The following is a 14,536-nucleotide window of genomic DNA, read 5'->3' as shown; positions in this document are numbered from 1 at the left end:
AGGTAAATGGAGTATTGCCTTCCGGAGAGCCGCGTGGTTTTCTGCCGACCCGCCCGTTCGGGTGTGCAAAAGCTTGCGACAAGGAGGTCGCCGTGCGGCAGCGTAGGTGGCGCCGGAGGTCCATCGGAGCCGTGCTGAGCGCAGCGCTGGCGGTGACCGCGCTGCCCGCGCTCGGCGGTTCCGCGGCCGCGCTGCCGCCCGCCGCGCCGCTGGCCATCGGCGCGGTCGCGGACCTGCCCGCCGGGGTGCGCGAGGGCGACCGGCGGCTCGGCCGGGACGCGCTGCGCGGTGACCTGACCGGACAGCGGTTCTACTTCCTGCTGCCGGACCGCTTCGCCAACGGCGACCCCCGCAACGACACCGCGGGCAGCCCGGGAGACCGGTCCCGGCACGGCTTCGACCCGGCGGACAAGGGTTACTACCACGGCGGCGATCTGGCCGGGCTGCGGTCAAAACTGGACTACCTGCGCGGTATGGGCACCACCGCGGTGTGGCTGACGCCGATGTTCCGCAACCGCTGGGTGCAGGGCAGCGGCAGCACCGCCTCCGCCGGGTACCACGGCTACTGGACCACCGACTACACCGAGCTGGACCCGCATTTCGGGACCCTGCACGAGATGCGCGCGCTGATCAGGGACGCGCACGCGCGCGGCATGAAGGTCTTCTTCGACATCGTGGCCAACCACACCGCAGACGTCATCGACTACGCCGGCGGCAAGCACGACTACCGCGGCATCGGCGCCCAGCCCTACCTGGACGCGGACGGACGGCCCATCGACCTGGCCGCGCTGGCCGGGGGCAAGGACTTCCCCAGACTGGACGCGCGCCGCTCGTTCCCGTACGAGCCGGTGCTGCGCGGTGGGGACGCCGGGGCGAAGAAACCCCGGTGGCTCAACGACGTCACGCTCTACCACAACCGCGGCAACTCCACCTTCGCCGGCGAGTCGTCCACCTACGGCGACTTCGACGGGCTCGACGACCTGATGACCGAGCATCCCAGGGTGGTCGACGGGATGACCGAGATCTTCACCAGCTGGATCGACACCCTGGACATCGACGGCTACCGGGTGGACACGGTCAAGCACGTCAACCTGGAGTTCTGGCAGGCGCTGGCGCCCAGGGTGCGGGAGTACGCGCAGCGCAAGGGGAAGAAGGACTTCTTCGTCTTCGGCGAGGTCTACGACGGCGACCCGGCGATCACCTCGAAGTACACCACCGGCGGGAAACTCCAGTCGGTGCTGGACTTCCCGTTCCAGGGCGGCGCGCGCTCCTTCGCCGCGGGGCAGGGCGCGGACCGGCTGGCCCAGGTGCTGCTGGCCGACGACCGCTACACCGACGCCGACTCCAACGCCTCCTCGCTGCCCACCTTCCTGGGCAACCACGACATGGGCCGGATCGCGGGCATGCTGCGCCAGGACCGGCCCGGCATGGCCGATCCGGAGGCGCTGGACCGGCTGCGGCTGGCGCACAGCCTGATGTACTTCTGGCGCGGCAACCCGGTGGTCTACTACGGCGACGAGCAGGGGTTCGCGGGCGCCGGCGGGGACAAGGACGCACGGCAGGACATGTTCCCCAGCAAGGTGCCGGAATGGCGGGACCAGGACCAGGTGGGCACCGGCGCGACTCCGGCGGCGGACAACTTCGACCAGAAACACCCGCTGTACCGGCACCTCGGCCAGCTGGCGTCCTTTGTGGACGGTGACCCGGTGTGGCGGCGGGGCAATCAGGTGCTGCGGCTGGCCGAGCGGGATGTGCTGGCCTTCAGCCGGATCGACCGGGAAACCCAGGTCGAGCACGTGGTGGTGGCCAACGCCGGCACCGGCGCGGCCGAGGTCACGGTGCCGGTTTCCGCGCCGGGACTGGGTTTCCGTGCGGTCTGGGGCGGCGAGACCGCGCCGGTCAGCGGGGTGGACGGCGCGGTGCGGGTCACCGTGCCGCCGCTGTCCGCGCTGGTGCTGCGCTCGACCGGCCGGATTCCGGTGCCGGCCAACGCTTCCGCGCAGCCCACGCTGGTGGTGCCACCGGCAGGCGCCGCGTTGCGCGATCGGGTCGAACTGCGCGCGGACCACGTGGCCGCGCCGTACGCGCAGGCCACCTTCGCCGCGCGGGTGGCGGGGCAGCGGGACTGGACCGTGCTCGGCACCGACGACGCCGGGCCGTACCGGGTCTTCGCCGACCTGGCCGCGCTGCCGGGAGCCAAGGCCGGGGCGCGGGTCGAGCTGCGGACCGTGGTCAAGGAGGCGGCCGGCCGGTTGAGCGCGGACGGCGCGGAGGTCACCCTGGTCGCCGCGCCGGGCGGTGGCACCGGCGCGCAGCCGAGTCCGGACTGGCTGGTGGTGCACTACAACCGGCCTGCCGGGGACTACGACGGCTGGGGACTGCACGTCTGGGGCGAGGTCGCCGAACCCACCGCGTGGGAGCGGCCGCTGCCGTTCGCGGGCGAGACCGGCTACGGCCGCTTCGCCTGGGTGCGGCTCAAGCCGGGCGCGAAACAGGTCGGCTTCCTGGTGCACAAGGGCGAGGAGAAGGACGTGGCGAGTGATCGCTTCGTCGATCCCTCGATCACGCCGCAGGTGTGGCTGAAACAGGGGCAGGCGCCGGTGTTCCCCGGGCAGGCTGCGGCCACCGGCGCGGTCGAGGTCCGCTACCACCGGCCCGGCGGCGACTACGGCGGCCTGCGACTGCGGCTCGGCGGCGGCATCGCGCCGGACCAGCCGACCGAGATCCCCCTGGATAGCAGGGACGACTACGGCGTGCGGGCTGCCGTGCGGGTCAACGGCACCGGTGCGCCGGTCGAGCTGACCGTGCTCAAGGACGGCGCGACCGAGGTCAGCGGACGGATCGAACCCGCGCGCGGGGCGGAAGCCTGGCTGCGGCAAGGGGATCAGGCGGTGCACGCCAGTCGCGCCGCGGCCGAGCGCCGGATCGTGCTGCACTACCACCGGCCCGCTGGTGACTACGAGGACTGGACGCTGTACCACTGGGGTGGTTCGGCCACGCCCAGCCCGTCCTGGCAGGAGTCCCAGCGGCCGGACCGCCGGGACGGGTTCGGGCTGACCTGGTCGGTGCCGCTGGCCGAGGGCGCCACCGGCCTCAGCTACCTGCTGCACCGCGGCGACACCAAGGACCCGGGGCCGGACCAGCGGATCCAGCTGGGCGCCACCGGCCACGAGGTGTGGTACGCCAGCGGGGTCACCCGGCCGGACGGGGCGGTCTCCTACGTGCTGCCACCCACGGCCGCGGCCCCGGCGGACGCGGATCTGAGCAAGGCCAAGGCGATCTGGGTCAGCAAGGACCGGGTGGTGTGGGACGTGCCGCCCGCCGACACCGACGGCTACGAGCTGCGGCACGACCCGGACGGGCGGATCGCGGTGGTGGCCGGGCAGGTGCAGGGCGGCCGGGTGCTGCGCCTCGCGCCCGATCCCGGCGGACTGCCCGCCGAGCTGGCCGCGAAGTTCCCGCACCTGCGCGGAAAACCGGTGTACCGGCTGCGAGCGTCCGATGTGGACAGTGGACGGGACGCGGTGCGCGGGCAGGTGGTCGCGGTGCACCGGGACGCGGGCGGCGCGCTCCGGCACGCCACCGGGGTGCAGCTGGCCGGGGTGCTCGACGAGCACTACGCGCCGGCCGCGGCCGGGCTGACCTACGGCCCGCTGGCCCAGCCGGTCGGCCTCCGGCTGTGGGCGCCCACCGCGAAGTCGGTGCGCCTGCGCCTGTTCGACCGCACCCCGCCCGCCGCGACCACGCAACCGAGTCAAACCCTTGCCCTGCAACGTGATCCGGCCTCCGGGGCGTGGACCGGGTTCGGCGACTGGCTGGACCGCTACTACCAGTACGAGGTCACCGCCTGGCAGCCGCGCACCGGCAAGGTGGAGACCGTGATCGTCACCGACCCGTACTCGCTCGCGCTGACCGTGGACTCCAGCCACTCCCAGCTCACCGACCTGCGCGACGCCCCGCCCGGCTGGGACCGCGAGGTGGCCAAGGGCCTGGGCCCGAACCCGGCCAGGCACGCCATCACCGAGCTGCACGTGCGGGACTTCTCCATCGGCGACAGCAGCGTGCCCGAGGCGGATCGCGGCACCTACAAGGCGTTCACCCACCGCGACTCCACCGGCATGCGGCACCTGCGCACGCTGGCCCAGGCCGGTATGGACACCGTGCACCTGCTGCCCACCTTCGACATCGCCACCATTCCGGAACGCCGCGCCGACCAGCAGAAACCCGCCTGCGACCTGTCCAGCCTGCCCGCGGACTCCGAGCAGCAGCAGGACTGCGTGGCCAAGACCGCGGCCAAGGACGGGTTCAACTGGGGCTACGACCCGTGGCACTACGACGTGCCGGAGGGCTCCTACGCCACCCCTGACGCCCAGTCCGGCCAGGCTCGCGCCCGGCAGTACCGGGAGATGGTGCAGGCCTTGCACGCCAACGGGAACCGGGTGGTGGTCGACGTGGTCTACAACCACACCGCGGCCGCCGGCAACGACCCGAAGTCGGTGCTGGACCGGGTCGTGCCCGGCTACTACCAGCGGCTCACCGAGGACGGCTCGGTGGCCAACTCCACCTGCTGCGCCAACACCGCCACCGAGAACGCCATGATGGGCAAGCTGGTGGTCGACTCGGTGCTGCGCTGGGCGCGACTGTACAAAGTGGACGGTTTCCGGTTCGACCTGATGGGCCACCACCCCAAGGCCAACATCCTCGCGGTGCGCGCCGCGCTGGACCGGCTGACCGTGGCCGCCGACGGGGTGGACGGGCGCAACATCCGGATCTACGGCGAGGGCTGGGACTTCGGCGAGGTCGGCGGCAACGCCCGGTTCGAGCAGGCCACCCAGGCGAACATGGCGGGCACCGGCGTCGGCACCTTCAACGACCGCCTGCGCGACGGCGTCCGCGGCGGCGGCCCGTTCGACGCCGACCCCAGGGTGCAGGGACTGGGCTCCGGCCTGGCGGGCGATCCCAACGGCAGCCCGGCCAACGGCACCCCGGCCGAACAGCAGGCCCGGCTGACCAACTACGCGGACCTGGTCAAACTCGGCCTGGCAGGCAACGCCGCCGACTTCCGCTTCCGCGGCACCGGCGGGGCCGAGGTCACCGGCCGCGAGGTCCGCTACAACGGCGCCCGCGCCGGGTACACCGCCGGTCCCGCCGAGTCGATCACCTATGTGGACGCGCACGACAACGAGGCCCTCTACGACGCGCTGGCCTACAAGCTGCCGCCCGGCACCTCGATGGCCGACCGCGTGCGCATGCAGACCGTCGCGCTGGCCCCCGCCCTGCTCGGCCAGGGCCAGCCCCTGGTGCACGCGGGCACCGAGTTCCTGCGCTCGAAGTCCTTGGACCGCAACAGTTACGACTCCGGCGACTGGTTCAACCGCTACGATCCGGCCCTGCGCGGCTCGGTCTTCGGCTCCGGCCTGCCACCCGCGCACGACAACCGCGACAAGTGGCCTTACGCCAAACCCCTGCTGGCCAACCCGGCCCTGAAACCCGCCCCCGCCGACCTGCGCACCGCGCTGGACCGCACCCTGGACCTGCTCCGCCTGCGCCAGTCCTCCCCACTGTTCACCCTGCCCGAGCAGGCCCTGGTTCAGCAGAAGCTGTCCTTCCCGGACCCCAGGTCCGCGCCGGGGGTGGTGGTCGCGCACCTGGACGACACGGTCGGCCCTGACCTCGATCCGGCGCGGCGGGGCGTGCTGGTGCTGATCAACCCGGATCCGGCGGCGCAGGAGATCGCGCTGCCGCCCGGTGGCGGGTGGCGGCTGCACGAGATCCAGGCCGGTGGCGGGGATCCGGTGGTGCGGCAGACCAGCGTCAGCGGCGAGGCGGCCAGGGTGCCGGGGCGGACGGTGGCGGTGCTGACGCGCTGACCGGAGCGCTGTTTCGCCCAACTGGTGAATCGAGTCCCCGCCGTGGGTAGCCGAAGTACCTGGGGAGATCCCGCGCTGGAAGGCAGGCACCACGATGAGCGAAGCCCACATCCCCGAAAGCCCCGGTCACCGCACCGGAGAGCACCAGCGCCCCGACCCGGTCGCCGACCCGCGTGCGGCCCGCCGCCACGCCACCGAGCGCGCCGCCACCGAGCGGGGCGCGCAGAGCACCACCACCGAGCCCAAGCGGAACCGCCTCGGCGGGCTGTGGACGGTGTTCGTGGTGGCGGCCGTGGTGCTGTTGCTACTGCTGGTGTTCATCCTGGAGAACGGCCAGGACGTGCAGATCTCCTACTTCGGCATCACGGGCACGCTGCCGCTGGGCGTGGCGCTGCTGCTGGCGGCGATCCTGGGCGTGCTGCTGGTCGCGGTGCCCGGGTACGCGCGCATCATCCAGCTGCGCCGGAGCGCGAAGCGGGGGAGCGGGCGGGGCTGAACGGGTCGCGCCAGGTACCCTGCGCGCGAGCATCCCCAGCCGGTACCCCGAACCGCGCCGGTACCCCGAACAAGGAGAAAGTACGTCGTGAGCGAGCGCACCCTGGTCCTGGTCAAGCCCGACGGCGTTGCCCGTGGCCTGGTCGGCGAGGTCATCTCCCGCATCGAGCGCAAGGGCCTGAAGCTGGTCGCGCTGGAGCTGCGCAACGTCGAGCGCGGCGTTGCCGAGCAGCACTACGCCGAGCACGACGGCAAGCCGTTCTTCGGCAGCCTGCTCGACTTCATCACCTCCGGCCCGCTGGTGGCCGCCGTGGTCGAGGGCACCCGCGCCATCCCGGCCTTCCGTCAGCTCGCCGGTGGCACCGACCCGGTCGAGAAGGCCACCCCCGGCACCATCCGCGGCGACTTCGCCCTGGAGACCCAGTTCAACCTCGTGCACGGCTCCGACTCCCCGGAGTCCGCCGCCCGCGAGATCAAGCTCTGGTTCCCCAACCTGGCCGGCTGAGTCCGGCCTGGTAGCACTCGGCAGGGCGTCCTCGCAGGTCAGCGAGGGCGCCCTTGCTGTGTCCGGCGGAAAACTCGTTCTGTTCTGTCGGTGCTCTCGGTTACCGTCGCCTGCGTGAACGGCGACGGTTGGCTGGTCGAGGCGAACGGGCTCAGCAAACGTTTCGGCGACTTCGAGGCGGTCCGCGGCATCGACGTGAAGGTCGGTGCGGGTGAGGCCTTCGGCTTCCTCGGACCCAACGGCGCAGGCAAGTCCTCCACCATGCGGATGATCGCCTGCGTGTCCCCGCGCAGCGGCGGCGAGCTGTCCGTGCTCGGCCTCGACCCGGACGTGCACGGCCCCCAGATCCGCGCCCGCATCGGTGTGGTGCCGCAGCAGGACAACCTGGACAACGAGCTCACCGTCCGGCAGAACCTCCAGCTCTACGGCCGCTACTTCGGCCTCTCCCGCGCGCACGTGCGGGAGAAGGCCACCGAGCTGCTGGACTTCGCCAAGCTCACCGACCGCGCCGACGCCGAGGTCGAGTCCCTCTCCGGCGGCATGAAGCGACGACTCACCATCGCCCGCTCCCTGGTCAACGACCCCGAGCTGCTGCTGCTCGACGAGCCGACCACCGGCCTGGACCCGCAAGCCCGGCACCTGTTGTGGGACAGGCTGTTCCGGCTCAAGCAGCAAGGCGTCACCCTGATCATCACCACCCACTACATGGACGAGGCCGAGCAGCTCTGCGACCGCCTGGTGGTGATGGACAACGGCCACATCGTCGCCGAAGGCTCCCCGGCCGACCTGATCGCCGCGCACTCCACCCGCGAGGTCCTCGAGCTCCGCTTCGCCCCCGGCCACCAGAGCGAGGCCGCGCCCACGGTCGCCGACCTGGCCGACCGCGTCGAGATCCTGCCCGACCGCCTGCTGCTCTACACCGCCGACGGCGAGTCGGCCCTGGCCGCCGCGGTCGAACGCGGTATCCGCCCGGTGTCCAGCCTGGTCCGCCGCAGCTCGCTGGAGGACGTGTTCCTCCGGCTCACCGGCCGAACGCTGGTGGACTGATGAGCGACTCCACCCACCCGGCGCCCACCGGCGCCACCCACCCGGCACCCGCCGCCTCCGCGTACCCGGCCACCGACCCGGCCGAAGGACCGATCGGCACCCGGCCGCGCCGTCGCGCCACGGGACGGCCGGTCGGCGCGTGGCGGGCCGCTTTCCTTGTGGTGGAAGGAAAGTGGACCTGGTACAAGCGCAACTGGCGGGCCACCTTCTTCTCCAGCGTCGGACAGCCGCTGCTGTTCCTGCTCGCCCTGGGCCTGGGCATCGGCTCCCAGGTCAAGCCGGGGTCGGTGCCCGGCGGAGTGTCCTATCTGGAGTACCTGGCACCTGCGCTGCTGGTGGTCGCGGCGGTGCAGAACGCCACCGGTGAGTCGACCTTCCCGGTGCTGTCCTCGTTCAAGTGGCAGCGGGTCTACTGGGGCATCAACGCCTCACCCATCACCCCCTATCAGATCGTCGGCGGACAACTGCTGTGGACAGCGGCCCGCCTGCTGCTCTCCGGCGGCATCTACCTGGTGGTGGCCGCCTTCTTCGGCGGAGTCCGCAGCCCATTGGTGTTGGTCTCCCTGCTGTTCGCCACGCTGGCCGGCATGGCCTTCGCGGCGCCACTGGTCGCCTACGTCGCCACGGTCGACGACGAGGGCCAGTCCCTCAGCAACATCTTCCGTTTCGTGCTGATGCCGATGACCCTGTTCGCAGGCACCTTCTTCCCACTGGACCGCCTACCCGACCTGGTCCAGCCGATCGCCTGGATCACCCCCCTGTGGCACGGCACCGAGCTCGCCCGCGGCACCGTCCTCGGCGGCCTGGAGCTGTGGCCCGCGCTGGGCCACGCCGCCTATCTGCTCGCCCTGCTGGCCGGCGGCGCCGCGCTGGCTGCCCGCAACTTCCGCCGAAGGCTGGCGAACTGACATGACGAACGACGACAGGACAGCGGACGGCATCGCGGACCACCACACGGCCCGCGACGCCCAGTCCGGTGGCGCCCAGTCCGGTGGCGCGCGGTCTGGTGGCGCGCAGCCGGGTGGGGGTGGCCACGCGGCTGGCGACGCCCAGAGCAGCGGTGCGCAGTCGAGCGCTGGCAGCAAGGCGGCCAGCGATGCCCGGGCCGGTGGCGAGCGGTCACGCGGGAGCAGCCAGACGGCTGGCGATTCCCGCGTCGGCGGCGAGCAGTCGCGCGGGAGTCGTGGCGTGGCCGGTGACGCCCCGACCGGTGGTGCGCAGGTGGGCGGTAGTGGCCACCGGACTGGTGGTGGCCGGAGTGGTGGGCGCGGGGCTGGTGACCGGGTGGGTGGGGGTCTGATGGTCGGTGAGCGCTTGGACGGTGCGCATCCGGTGGTGGAGCGGTCTGCTGGGCCGTTGCTGCGCATCCTGCCTGCGGGGCTTTACGCCGGGCGGGGCCGGATGATGGTCGAGCGGGCGCTGCTGGTGAACCGGCGGTCCTGGCTCAATCTGGTGTCGGGCGTTCTGGAGCCACTGTTCTTCCTCCTTTCGCTGGGCGTTGGTTTCGGCAGCATGGTGGGGCAGGTGGCTGGTCCGGACGGGCAGCCGATGGACTACGCGATGTTCCTCGCGCCTGCGTTGCTGGCCTCCTCGGCGATGAACGGCGCCATCAACGACGCCACCTACAACGTCTTCTTCAAGCTCAAGTACGCCAAGCTCTACGACGCGGTGCTGGCCACCTCGCTCGGGCCGCTGGACGTGGCGGTCGGGGAGATCACCTGGGCGGTGATCCGCGGTGGGCTGTACTCCACCGGGTTCCTGCTGGTGATGCTGGGCATGGACCTCATCTCCTCGCCGTGGGCGCTGCTGGCGCTGCCGGTGGCCCTGTTCGTGGCCTTCGCCTTCGCCGCGGCCGGCATGGCCTGCACCACGTTCATGCGGTCCTGGCAGGACTTCGACCTGGTGCAGCTGGCGATCATGCCGATGTTCCTGTTCTGCAGCACCTTCTACCCGCTGTCGGTCTACCCCCGGCCGCTCCAGTGGATCGTGGAGTGGCTGCCGCTCTACCGCGCGGTCGAGCTGATGCGCGGGCTCACCACGGGGCACGTCGGCATCGGCATGCTGGGCCACCTCGGGTACTTCATGGTGATCGCGGCGGTGGGCATGTGGGTGACCACCCGGCGGCTGGACAAGCTGCTGCTGCGCTGAGCTCAGTCCGGCTCCTGATGAGCGCTCAGGTACTCGCTGACCGCGGTGGTGAAGCGGGCCGGCTCGTGCACCAGATCGCGCCAGGTGAAGGTCTTGAGGCGCCAGCCGAGGGGTAGCCAGCGCCAGTGCGGGGCGCGGGCCGGGTCCTGGAACTCCAGGGCCAGCCGCTGTTCCGGGTAGGCGCCGTCGGCCGTGCACAGGGTGACGCCGTCGGCGACCAGGTCGTAGCTCGGGGTGAACGGGGGCAGGCCCGCGTCGGCGAGGGCGATTCTGGCCGCGCACTGGAGGAAAGTGCCCGTCGTGCCGGTGGCTGCGGCCAGGTGCGCGCGCAGGTCGCGATCGCCGGGGGAGCGGGGCAGCTCGGCCAGGCAGGTCTCCAGGTCGGGGCGGGTGACCAGGCGGCGGTGCAGGGCGTCCTCGATGAGCCAGATGGCGGGTAACCGGGGGAGCTCGCGGGCCAGGTCCAGGACCGTTCTGGGCACGGTGGTGCAGGGCAGCCCGTTGACCCTGGTGACGTGGTGGCCGGGCAGGGCGCGGGTGTGCGAGCGAAGGTCGTGTCTTCGCAGGTAGCGGTAGGTGCGGGGGACGGTGACGTGCTCCGGGCCCTCGGTCGAGGGCAGGGCGAGGCCGTGCAGGCGGGCGGCGGTGTGGTGGCTGGCCACCGCGGCCCTGGTGCCGGTGGCCAGCAGAGCGGTGCGGGCGCGCAGGCGGGGAGTCTGGCGGAGGTCCTGGTGGCACCCGTGCGGGCCTCGGGGCGGGTGGCCGCCGCGGCGTGCGCCGGAGAGGTCAAGGGGGCGGGTCAGGAGGCCGTTCGGGGTGGTGGGGGCGGTGTTGGGGGCGGGCATGAGGGCAGCTTGGCCGGGTGGGGGTGGGTGGGGCCAGCGGGTGTCGGCCGGGCTGTGGACAACTGGTCACTTGTGGATAAGTAGCGATCTTGGGATTGGCCGGGCGGAGGCACGGGCCGATGGGCGTTACCCTGGTCGCGTGAGTGTGCAGTCTGTCTTCCCCCAGCTTGAACCGCTGCTTCCGCAGGTGTCCAAGCCCGTCCAGTACGTCGGCGGGGAGCTGAACGCCACCGTCAAGCCCTGGGAAGAGGCCGTGGTCCGGTGGTGCCTGATGTACCCCGACGCCTACGAGGTCGGCCTGCCCAACCAGGGCATCATGATCCTCTACGAGATCCTCAACGAGCAGCCTGACGTGCTCGCCGAGCGCACCTACGCCATCTGGCCCGACCTGGCGAAGCTGATGCGCGAGCACGGCGTGCCGCAGTTCACCGTGGACGGGCACCGGCCGGTCGGCGCCTTCGACGTGCTCGGGGTCAGCTTCGCCACCGAGCTGGGTTACACCAACCTGCTCAACGCGCTGGACCTGGCCGGGATCCCGCTGCACGCGAAGGACCGCACCGAGGATCACCCGATCGTGCTTGCCGGCGGGCACGCGGCGTTCAACCCGGAGCCGATCGCCGACTTCCTGGACGCCGCCGTGCTCGGCGACGGCGAGGAGGCGGTGCTCGAGGTCACCGACATCATCCGCGCCTGGAAGGCCGAGGGCTGCCCCGGCGGCCGGGACGAGGTGCTGACCAGGCTCGCCGAGACCGGCGGGGTGTACATCCCCCGGTTCTACGACGTGGAGTACCTGCCGGACGGCCGGATCCAGCGCGTGGTGCCCAACCGCGACCGGGTGCCCTACCGGGTGTTCAAGCGGACCACGATGGAGCTCGACGAGTGGCCGTACCCGAAGCAGCCGCTGGTCCCGCTGGCCGAGAGCGTGCACGAGCGGATGAGCGTGGAGATCTTCCGCGGCTGCACCCGCGGCTGCCGGTTCTGCCAGGCCGGCATGATCACCCGCCCGGTGCGGGAACGCTCCATCGAGGGCATCGGCGCGATGGTGCAGCGCGGACTGGCCAACACCGGCTTCGAAGAGGTCGGCCTGCTGTCCCTCTCCAGCGCGGACCACTCCGAGATCGCCGAGATCACCAAGGGCCTCGCGGACCGCTACGAGGGCACCAAGACCGGGCTGAGCCTGCCCAGCACCAGGGTGGACGCCTTCAACGTCGACCTGGCCAACGAGCTCTCCCGCAATGGCCGCCGCTCCGGGCTCACCTTCGCCCCGGAGGGTGGCAGCGAGCGGCTGCGCAAGGTGATCAACAAGATGGTGTCGGAGGAAGACCTCATCCGCACCGTCAGCACCGCCTACGCCAACGGCTGGCGGCAGGTGAAGCTGTACTTCATGTGCGGCCTGCCCACCGAGACCGACGAGGACGTGCTGCAGATCGCCCGGATGGCCAAGGAGGTCATCAAGGCTGGGCGGGCGGCGTCCGGGCGCAAGGACATCCGCTGCACGATCTCCATCGGAGGGTTCGTGCCCAAGCCGCACACCCCGTTCCAGTGGGCCGCGCAGTGCGATCCGGACACCGTGGACGACCGGCTGCGCAAGCTCCGCGACGAGATCAACACCGACCGCTCGATCGGCCGCAACATTGGTATGCGCTACCACGACGGCAAGCCCGCGCTGATCGAGGGACTGCTCTCCCGGGGTGACCGCAGGCTGGGCCGGGTGATCGAGCGGGTGTGGCGCGAGGGCGGCCAGTTCGACGGCTGGGGCGAGCACTTCTCCTACGACCGCTGGGTGGAGGCCGCCAAGGTCGAGCTGGAGCAGGTGGGCGTCAACCTGGCCTGGTACACCACCAGGGAACGCGAGGAGCTGGAGGTCCTGCCCTGGGACCACCTCGACTCGGGCCTGGACAAGGAATGGCTGTGGTCGGACTGGCAGGACGCGCTGGATGAGCGCGAGCAGGACGACTGCCGCTGGACCCCGTGCTTCGACTGCGGCGTGTGCCCGGCGATGAACACCGACATCCAGGTCGGCCCGACCGGCAAGGTGCTGCTGCCGATCACCCCGGTCGGCACCGGCAGCCCGGTGCGCAACCCGGCGTTCAGCCAGGGCTGAGCCAATACGAAGGCCCCGGTTTCCCTTGTCCGACAAGGAAAAACCGGGGCCTTCGTCATGCTCAGCTGACTGCCTTGAGCGCGTTCACCAGACCCTTGCCGAAGAACGCGTTGTCCTTGGCCGCGCCGGTGCACCGGGCGTCACCGGCCGGGCAGGGCAGCTCGTCCGCCTGGTGCCCCAGCAGCCAGGCCAGCGCCTGCGGCGGCGCGCCCCGGTACTTCGAGGCCAGCAGCGCGGCCACGCCGGCCGCGTGCGGCGAGGCCATCGAGGTGCCGCAGGCGGTGCCGTAGCGGCCGCCCGGCAGCGTAGACAGCGGGCAGCCCGAGCCCTCACCGGCGGGCGGTGGCTGCGCGCCGTCGCCACCCGGCGCGGTCACGTCCACCACACCCTTGCCGTAGCTGGAGTAGCCGGAGAGCTTCTTCGCGTACCCGGTGGCCGACACCCCGACCACGCCGGCGAACTCGGCGGGCGCCTCGTCGCAGTTCTCGTTCACCGGGTGCGGCTTGGCCGGGTCCTTGGTGGTGTTGGCCAGGTCGACCGCGCTGTTGCCGACCGCGGCCACGTGCAGCGAGCCCTTGCGCACCGAGTACGCGATTGCGCGCCGGACCGCCTCGTGCCCGACCTTCTCGCCGGCCACGTCCTTGCACCAGAACATCCACGGGTCCATGAACCAGCTGCTGTTGGTGACCTCGAAGCCCTTGGCGCCCGCCCACATGAACCCGCACACCGCGGACTCCGGGTAGATCATCCCGTCGTCGTTGACCACCTTCACCGAGGCCAGCCGAACCCCGGGCGCGACGCCGGTGATGCCCTGCCCGTCCTTGGCCGCGGCGATGGTGCCCGCCACGTGCGTGCCGTGCGAGGAGTTGCTCGGCATCCAGGCGGGCTTGTCCTGGTCAGCGCGGCCGGTGGTGCAGCCCGCGGAGAGCGCGGGGTCGACCGCGGCCTTGAGGTCGGGGTGGTCGGCGTCCACGCCGGAGTCGAGCACGCCGACCACGACCCGCCGGGAACCCGGGTTGATCTTGTTGGCCTCGTCGGCCTTGATCTGGCGCATGTCCCAGGACCGCGGCGAGAGGTCCTCGGTCGCGCCGCGGGCGCTGACCTCCGCGGTGGTCTCCACCATCCGGGAGCGCGCGGCGATGGTCTTGGCGGCCTTCTCGGCGCTGTAGGCGCGCTCCAGGGTGAACCGGGACTCGAAGCTCGGGTCGGCCGAGGTGGCCACCGCGACGCCGATCTCCCGGTAGTAGGCGTCCGTGCTGCCGCACTTCCGGGTGATCTCCCTGGTCGCCGCCCACTCCGGCGTGCCAGGGGCGAACAGCACGACATGCCGGTAGCTGGTGCCGCTGGGGTCACAGGGCGCGCCAGCCGGATCGGCGGCGGCCGGGGTCGCCCCCAGCGCGCCGCCGATCAAGGCCGTCGCCGCCAACGCGGTGGTCCATCGACGAGTAGCCGACACACTGCCTCCCCAACTAGGTGACTCTTCCGGAGAAGGAACCTAGAAGGCGGAGACCACCCGGCACAG

The 14,536-nt window shown here is 71.7% G+C and carries 10 protein-coding genes; 7 read left to right on the top strand and 3 right to left on the bottom strand.

The window, feature by feature from the left end; translation table 11 throughout:
• Window positions 1-131 precede the first annotated feature (131 nt).
• The 5 genes from pulA (at window position 132) to M8C13_RS40015 (ending at window position 8,825) form a co-directional block, all read left to right on the top strand.
• Window positions 132-5,870 carry a pullulanase-type alpha-1,6-glucosidase gene (gene pulA / locus M8C13_RS40035; RefSeq protein ID WP_252486040.1) on the top strand — a complete coding sequence of 1,913 codons (5,739 nt, stop codon included), beginning with the start codon at window positions 132-134 and terminating at the stop codon, window positions 5,868-5,870.
• A 94-nt stretch (window positions 5,871-5,964) separates the two neighbouring features.
• Window positions 5,965-6,366, top strand: coding sequence for a lipopolysaccharide assembly LapA domain-containing protein (locus tag M8C13_RS40030; RefSeq protein WP_252486039.1), 402 nt, complete (start codon window positions 5,965-5,967; stop codon window positions 6,364-6,366).
• A gap of 87 nt (window positions 6,367-6,453) precedes the next feature.
• Window positions 6,454-6,870: a nucleoside-diphosphate kinase gene (ndk, locus tag M8C13_RS40025; RefSeq protein ID WP_185002156.1), complete on the top strand. Its 417-nt coding sequence runs from the start codon at window positions 6,454-6,456 to the stop codon at window positions 6,868-6,870.
• A 114-nt stretch (window positions 6,871-6,984) separates the two neighbouring features.
• Window positions 6,985-7,917: an ABC transporter ATP-binding protein gene (locus M8C13_RS40020; protein ID WP_252486038.1), complete on the top strand. Its 933-nt coding sequence runs from the start codon at window positions 6,985-6,987 to the stop codon at window positions 7,915-7,917.
• A complete protein-coding gene (locus M8C13_RS40015) occupies window positions 7,917-8,825 on the top strand; it encodes an ABC transporter permease (RefSeq protein WP_252486037.1) in 909 nt (302 codons plus the stop codon). The genes M8C13_RS40020 and M8C13_RS40015 overlap by 1 nt, the downstream gene beginning before the upstream one ends.
• A 211-nt stretch (window positions 8,826-9,036) precedes the next feature.
• On the opposite strand, the gene M8C13_RS40010 is transcribed toward M8C13_RS40015, so the two are convergent.
• Complete coding sequence (locus M8C13_RS40010) at window positions 9,037-9,246, bottom strand: hypothetical protein (RefSeq protein ID WP_252486059.1); 210 nt, start codon at window positions 9,244-9,246, stop codon at window positions 9,037-9,039.
• Between the two features lie 3 nt (window positions 9,247-9,249).
• On the opposite strand from M8C13_RS40010, the gene M8C13_RS40005 reads away from it, so the two are divergent.
• Window positions 9,250-10,065 carry an ABC transporter permease gene (locus tag M8C13_RS40005; protein ID WP_374213326.1) on the top strand — a complete coding sequence of 272 codons (816 nt, stop codon included), beginning with the start codon at window positions 9,250-9,252 and terminating at the stop codon, window positions 10,063-10,065.
• A gap of 2 nt (window positions 10,066-10,067) precedes the next feature.
• Here M8C13_RS40005 and M8C13_RS40000 read toward each other — a convergent pair whose 3' ends face one another.
• A complete protein-coding gene (locus M8C13_RS40000; protein ID WP_252486058.1) occupies window positions 10,068-10,910 on the bottom strand; it encodes a hypothetical protein in 843 nt (280 codons plus the stop codon).
• Between the two features lie 139 nt (window positions 10,911-11,049).
• Between M8C13_RS40000 and M8C13_RS39995 the strand changes: the two genes are divergently transcribed.
• Complete coding sequence (locus M8C13_RS39995) at window positions 11,050-13,014, top strand: TIGR03960 family B12-binding radical SAM protein (RefSeq protein ID WP_252486036.1); 1,965 nt, start codon at window positions 11,050-11,052, stop codon at window positions 13,012-13,014.
• Between the two features lie 61 nt (window positions 13,015-13,075).
• On the opposite strand, the gene M8C13_RS39990 is transcribed toward M8C13_RS39995, so the two are convergent.
• Window positions 13,076-14,470: a S8 family serine peptidase gene (locus M8C13_RS39990; protein ID WP_252486035.1), complete on the bottom strand. Its 1,395-nt coding sequence runs from the start codon at window positions 14,468-14,470 to the stop codon at window positions 13,076-13,078.
• Between the last annotated feature and the right edge of the window lie 66 nt (window positions 14,471-14,536).

It is taken from the genome of Crossiella sp. SN42 (assembly GCF_023897065.1).
Taxonomy (GTDB): Bacteria; Actinomycetota; Actinomycetes; order Mycobacteriales; family Pseudonocardiaceae; genus Crossiella.
Note: the sequence above shows the minus strand (reverse complement) of the source record. Positions and strands in the feature narration are given on the sequence as shown.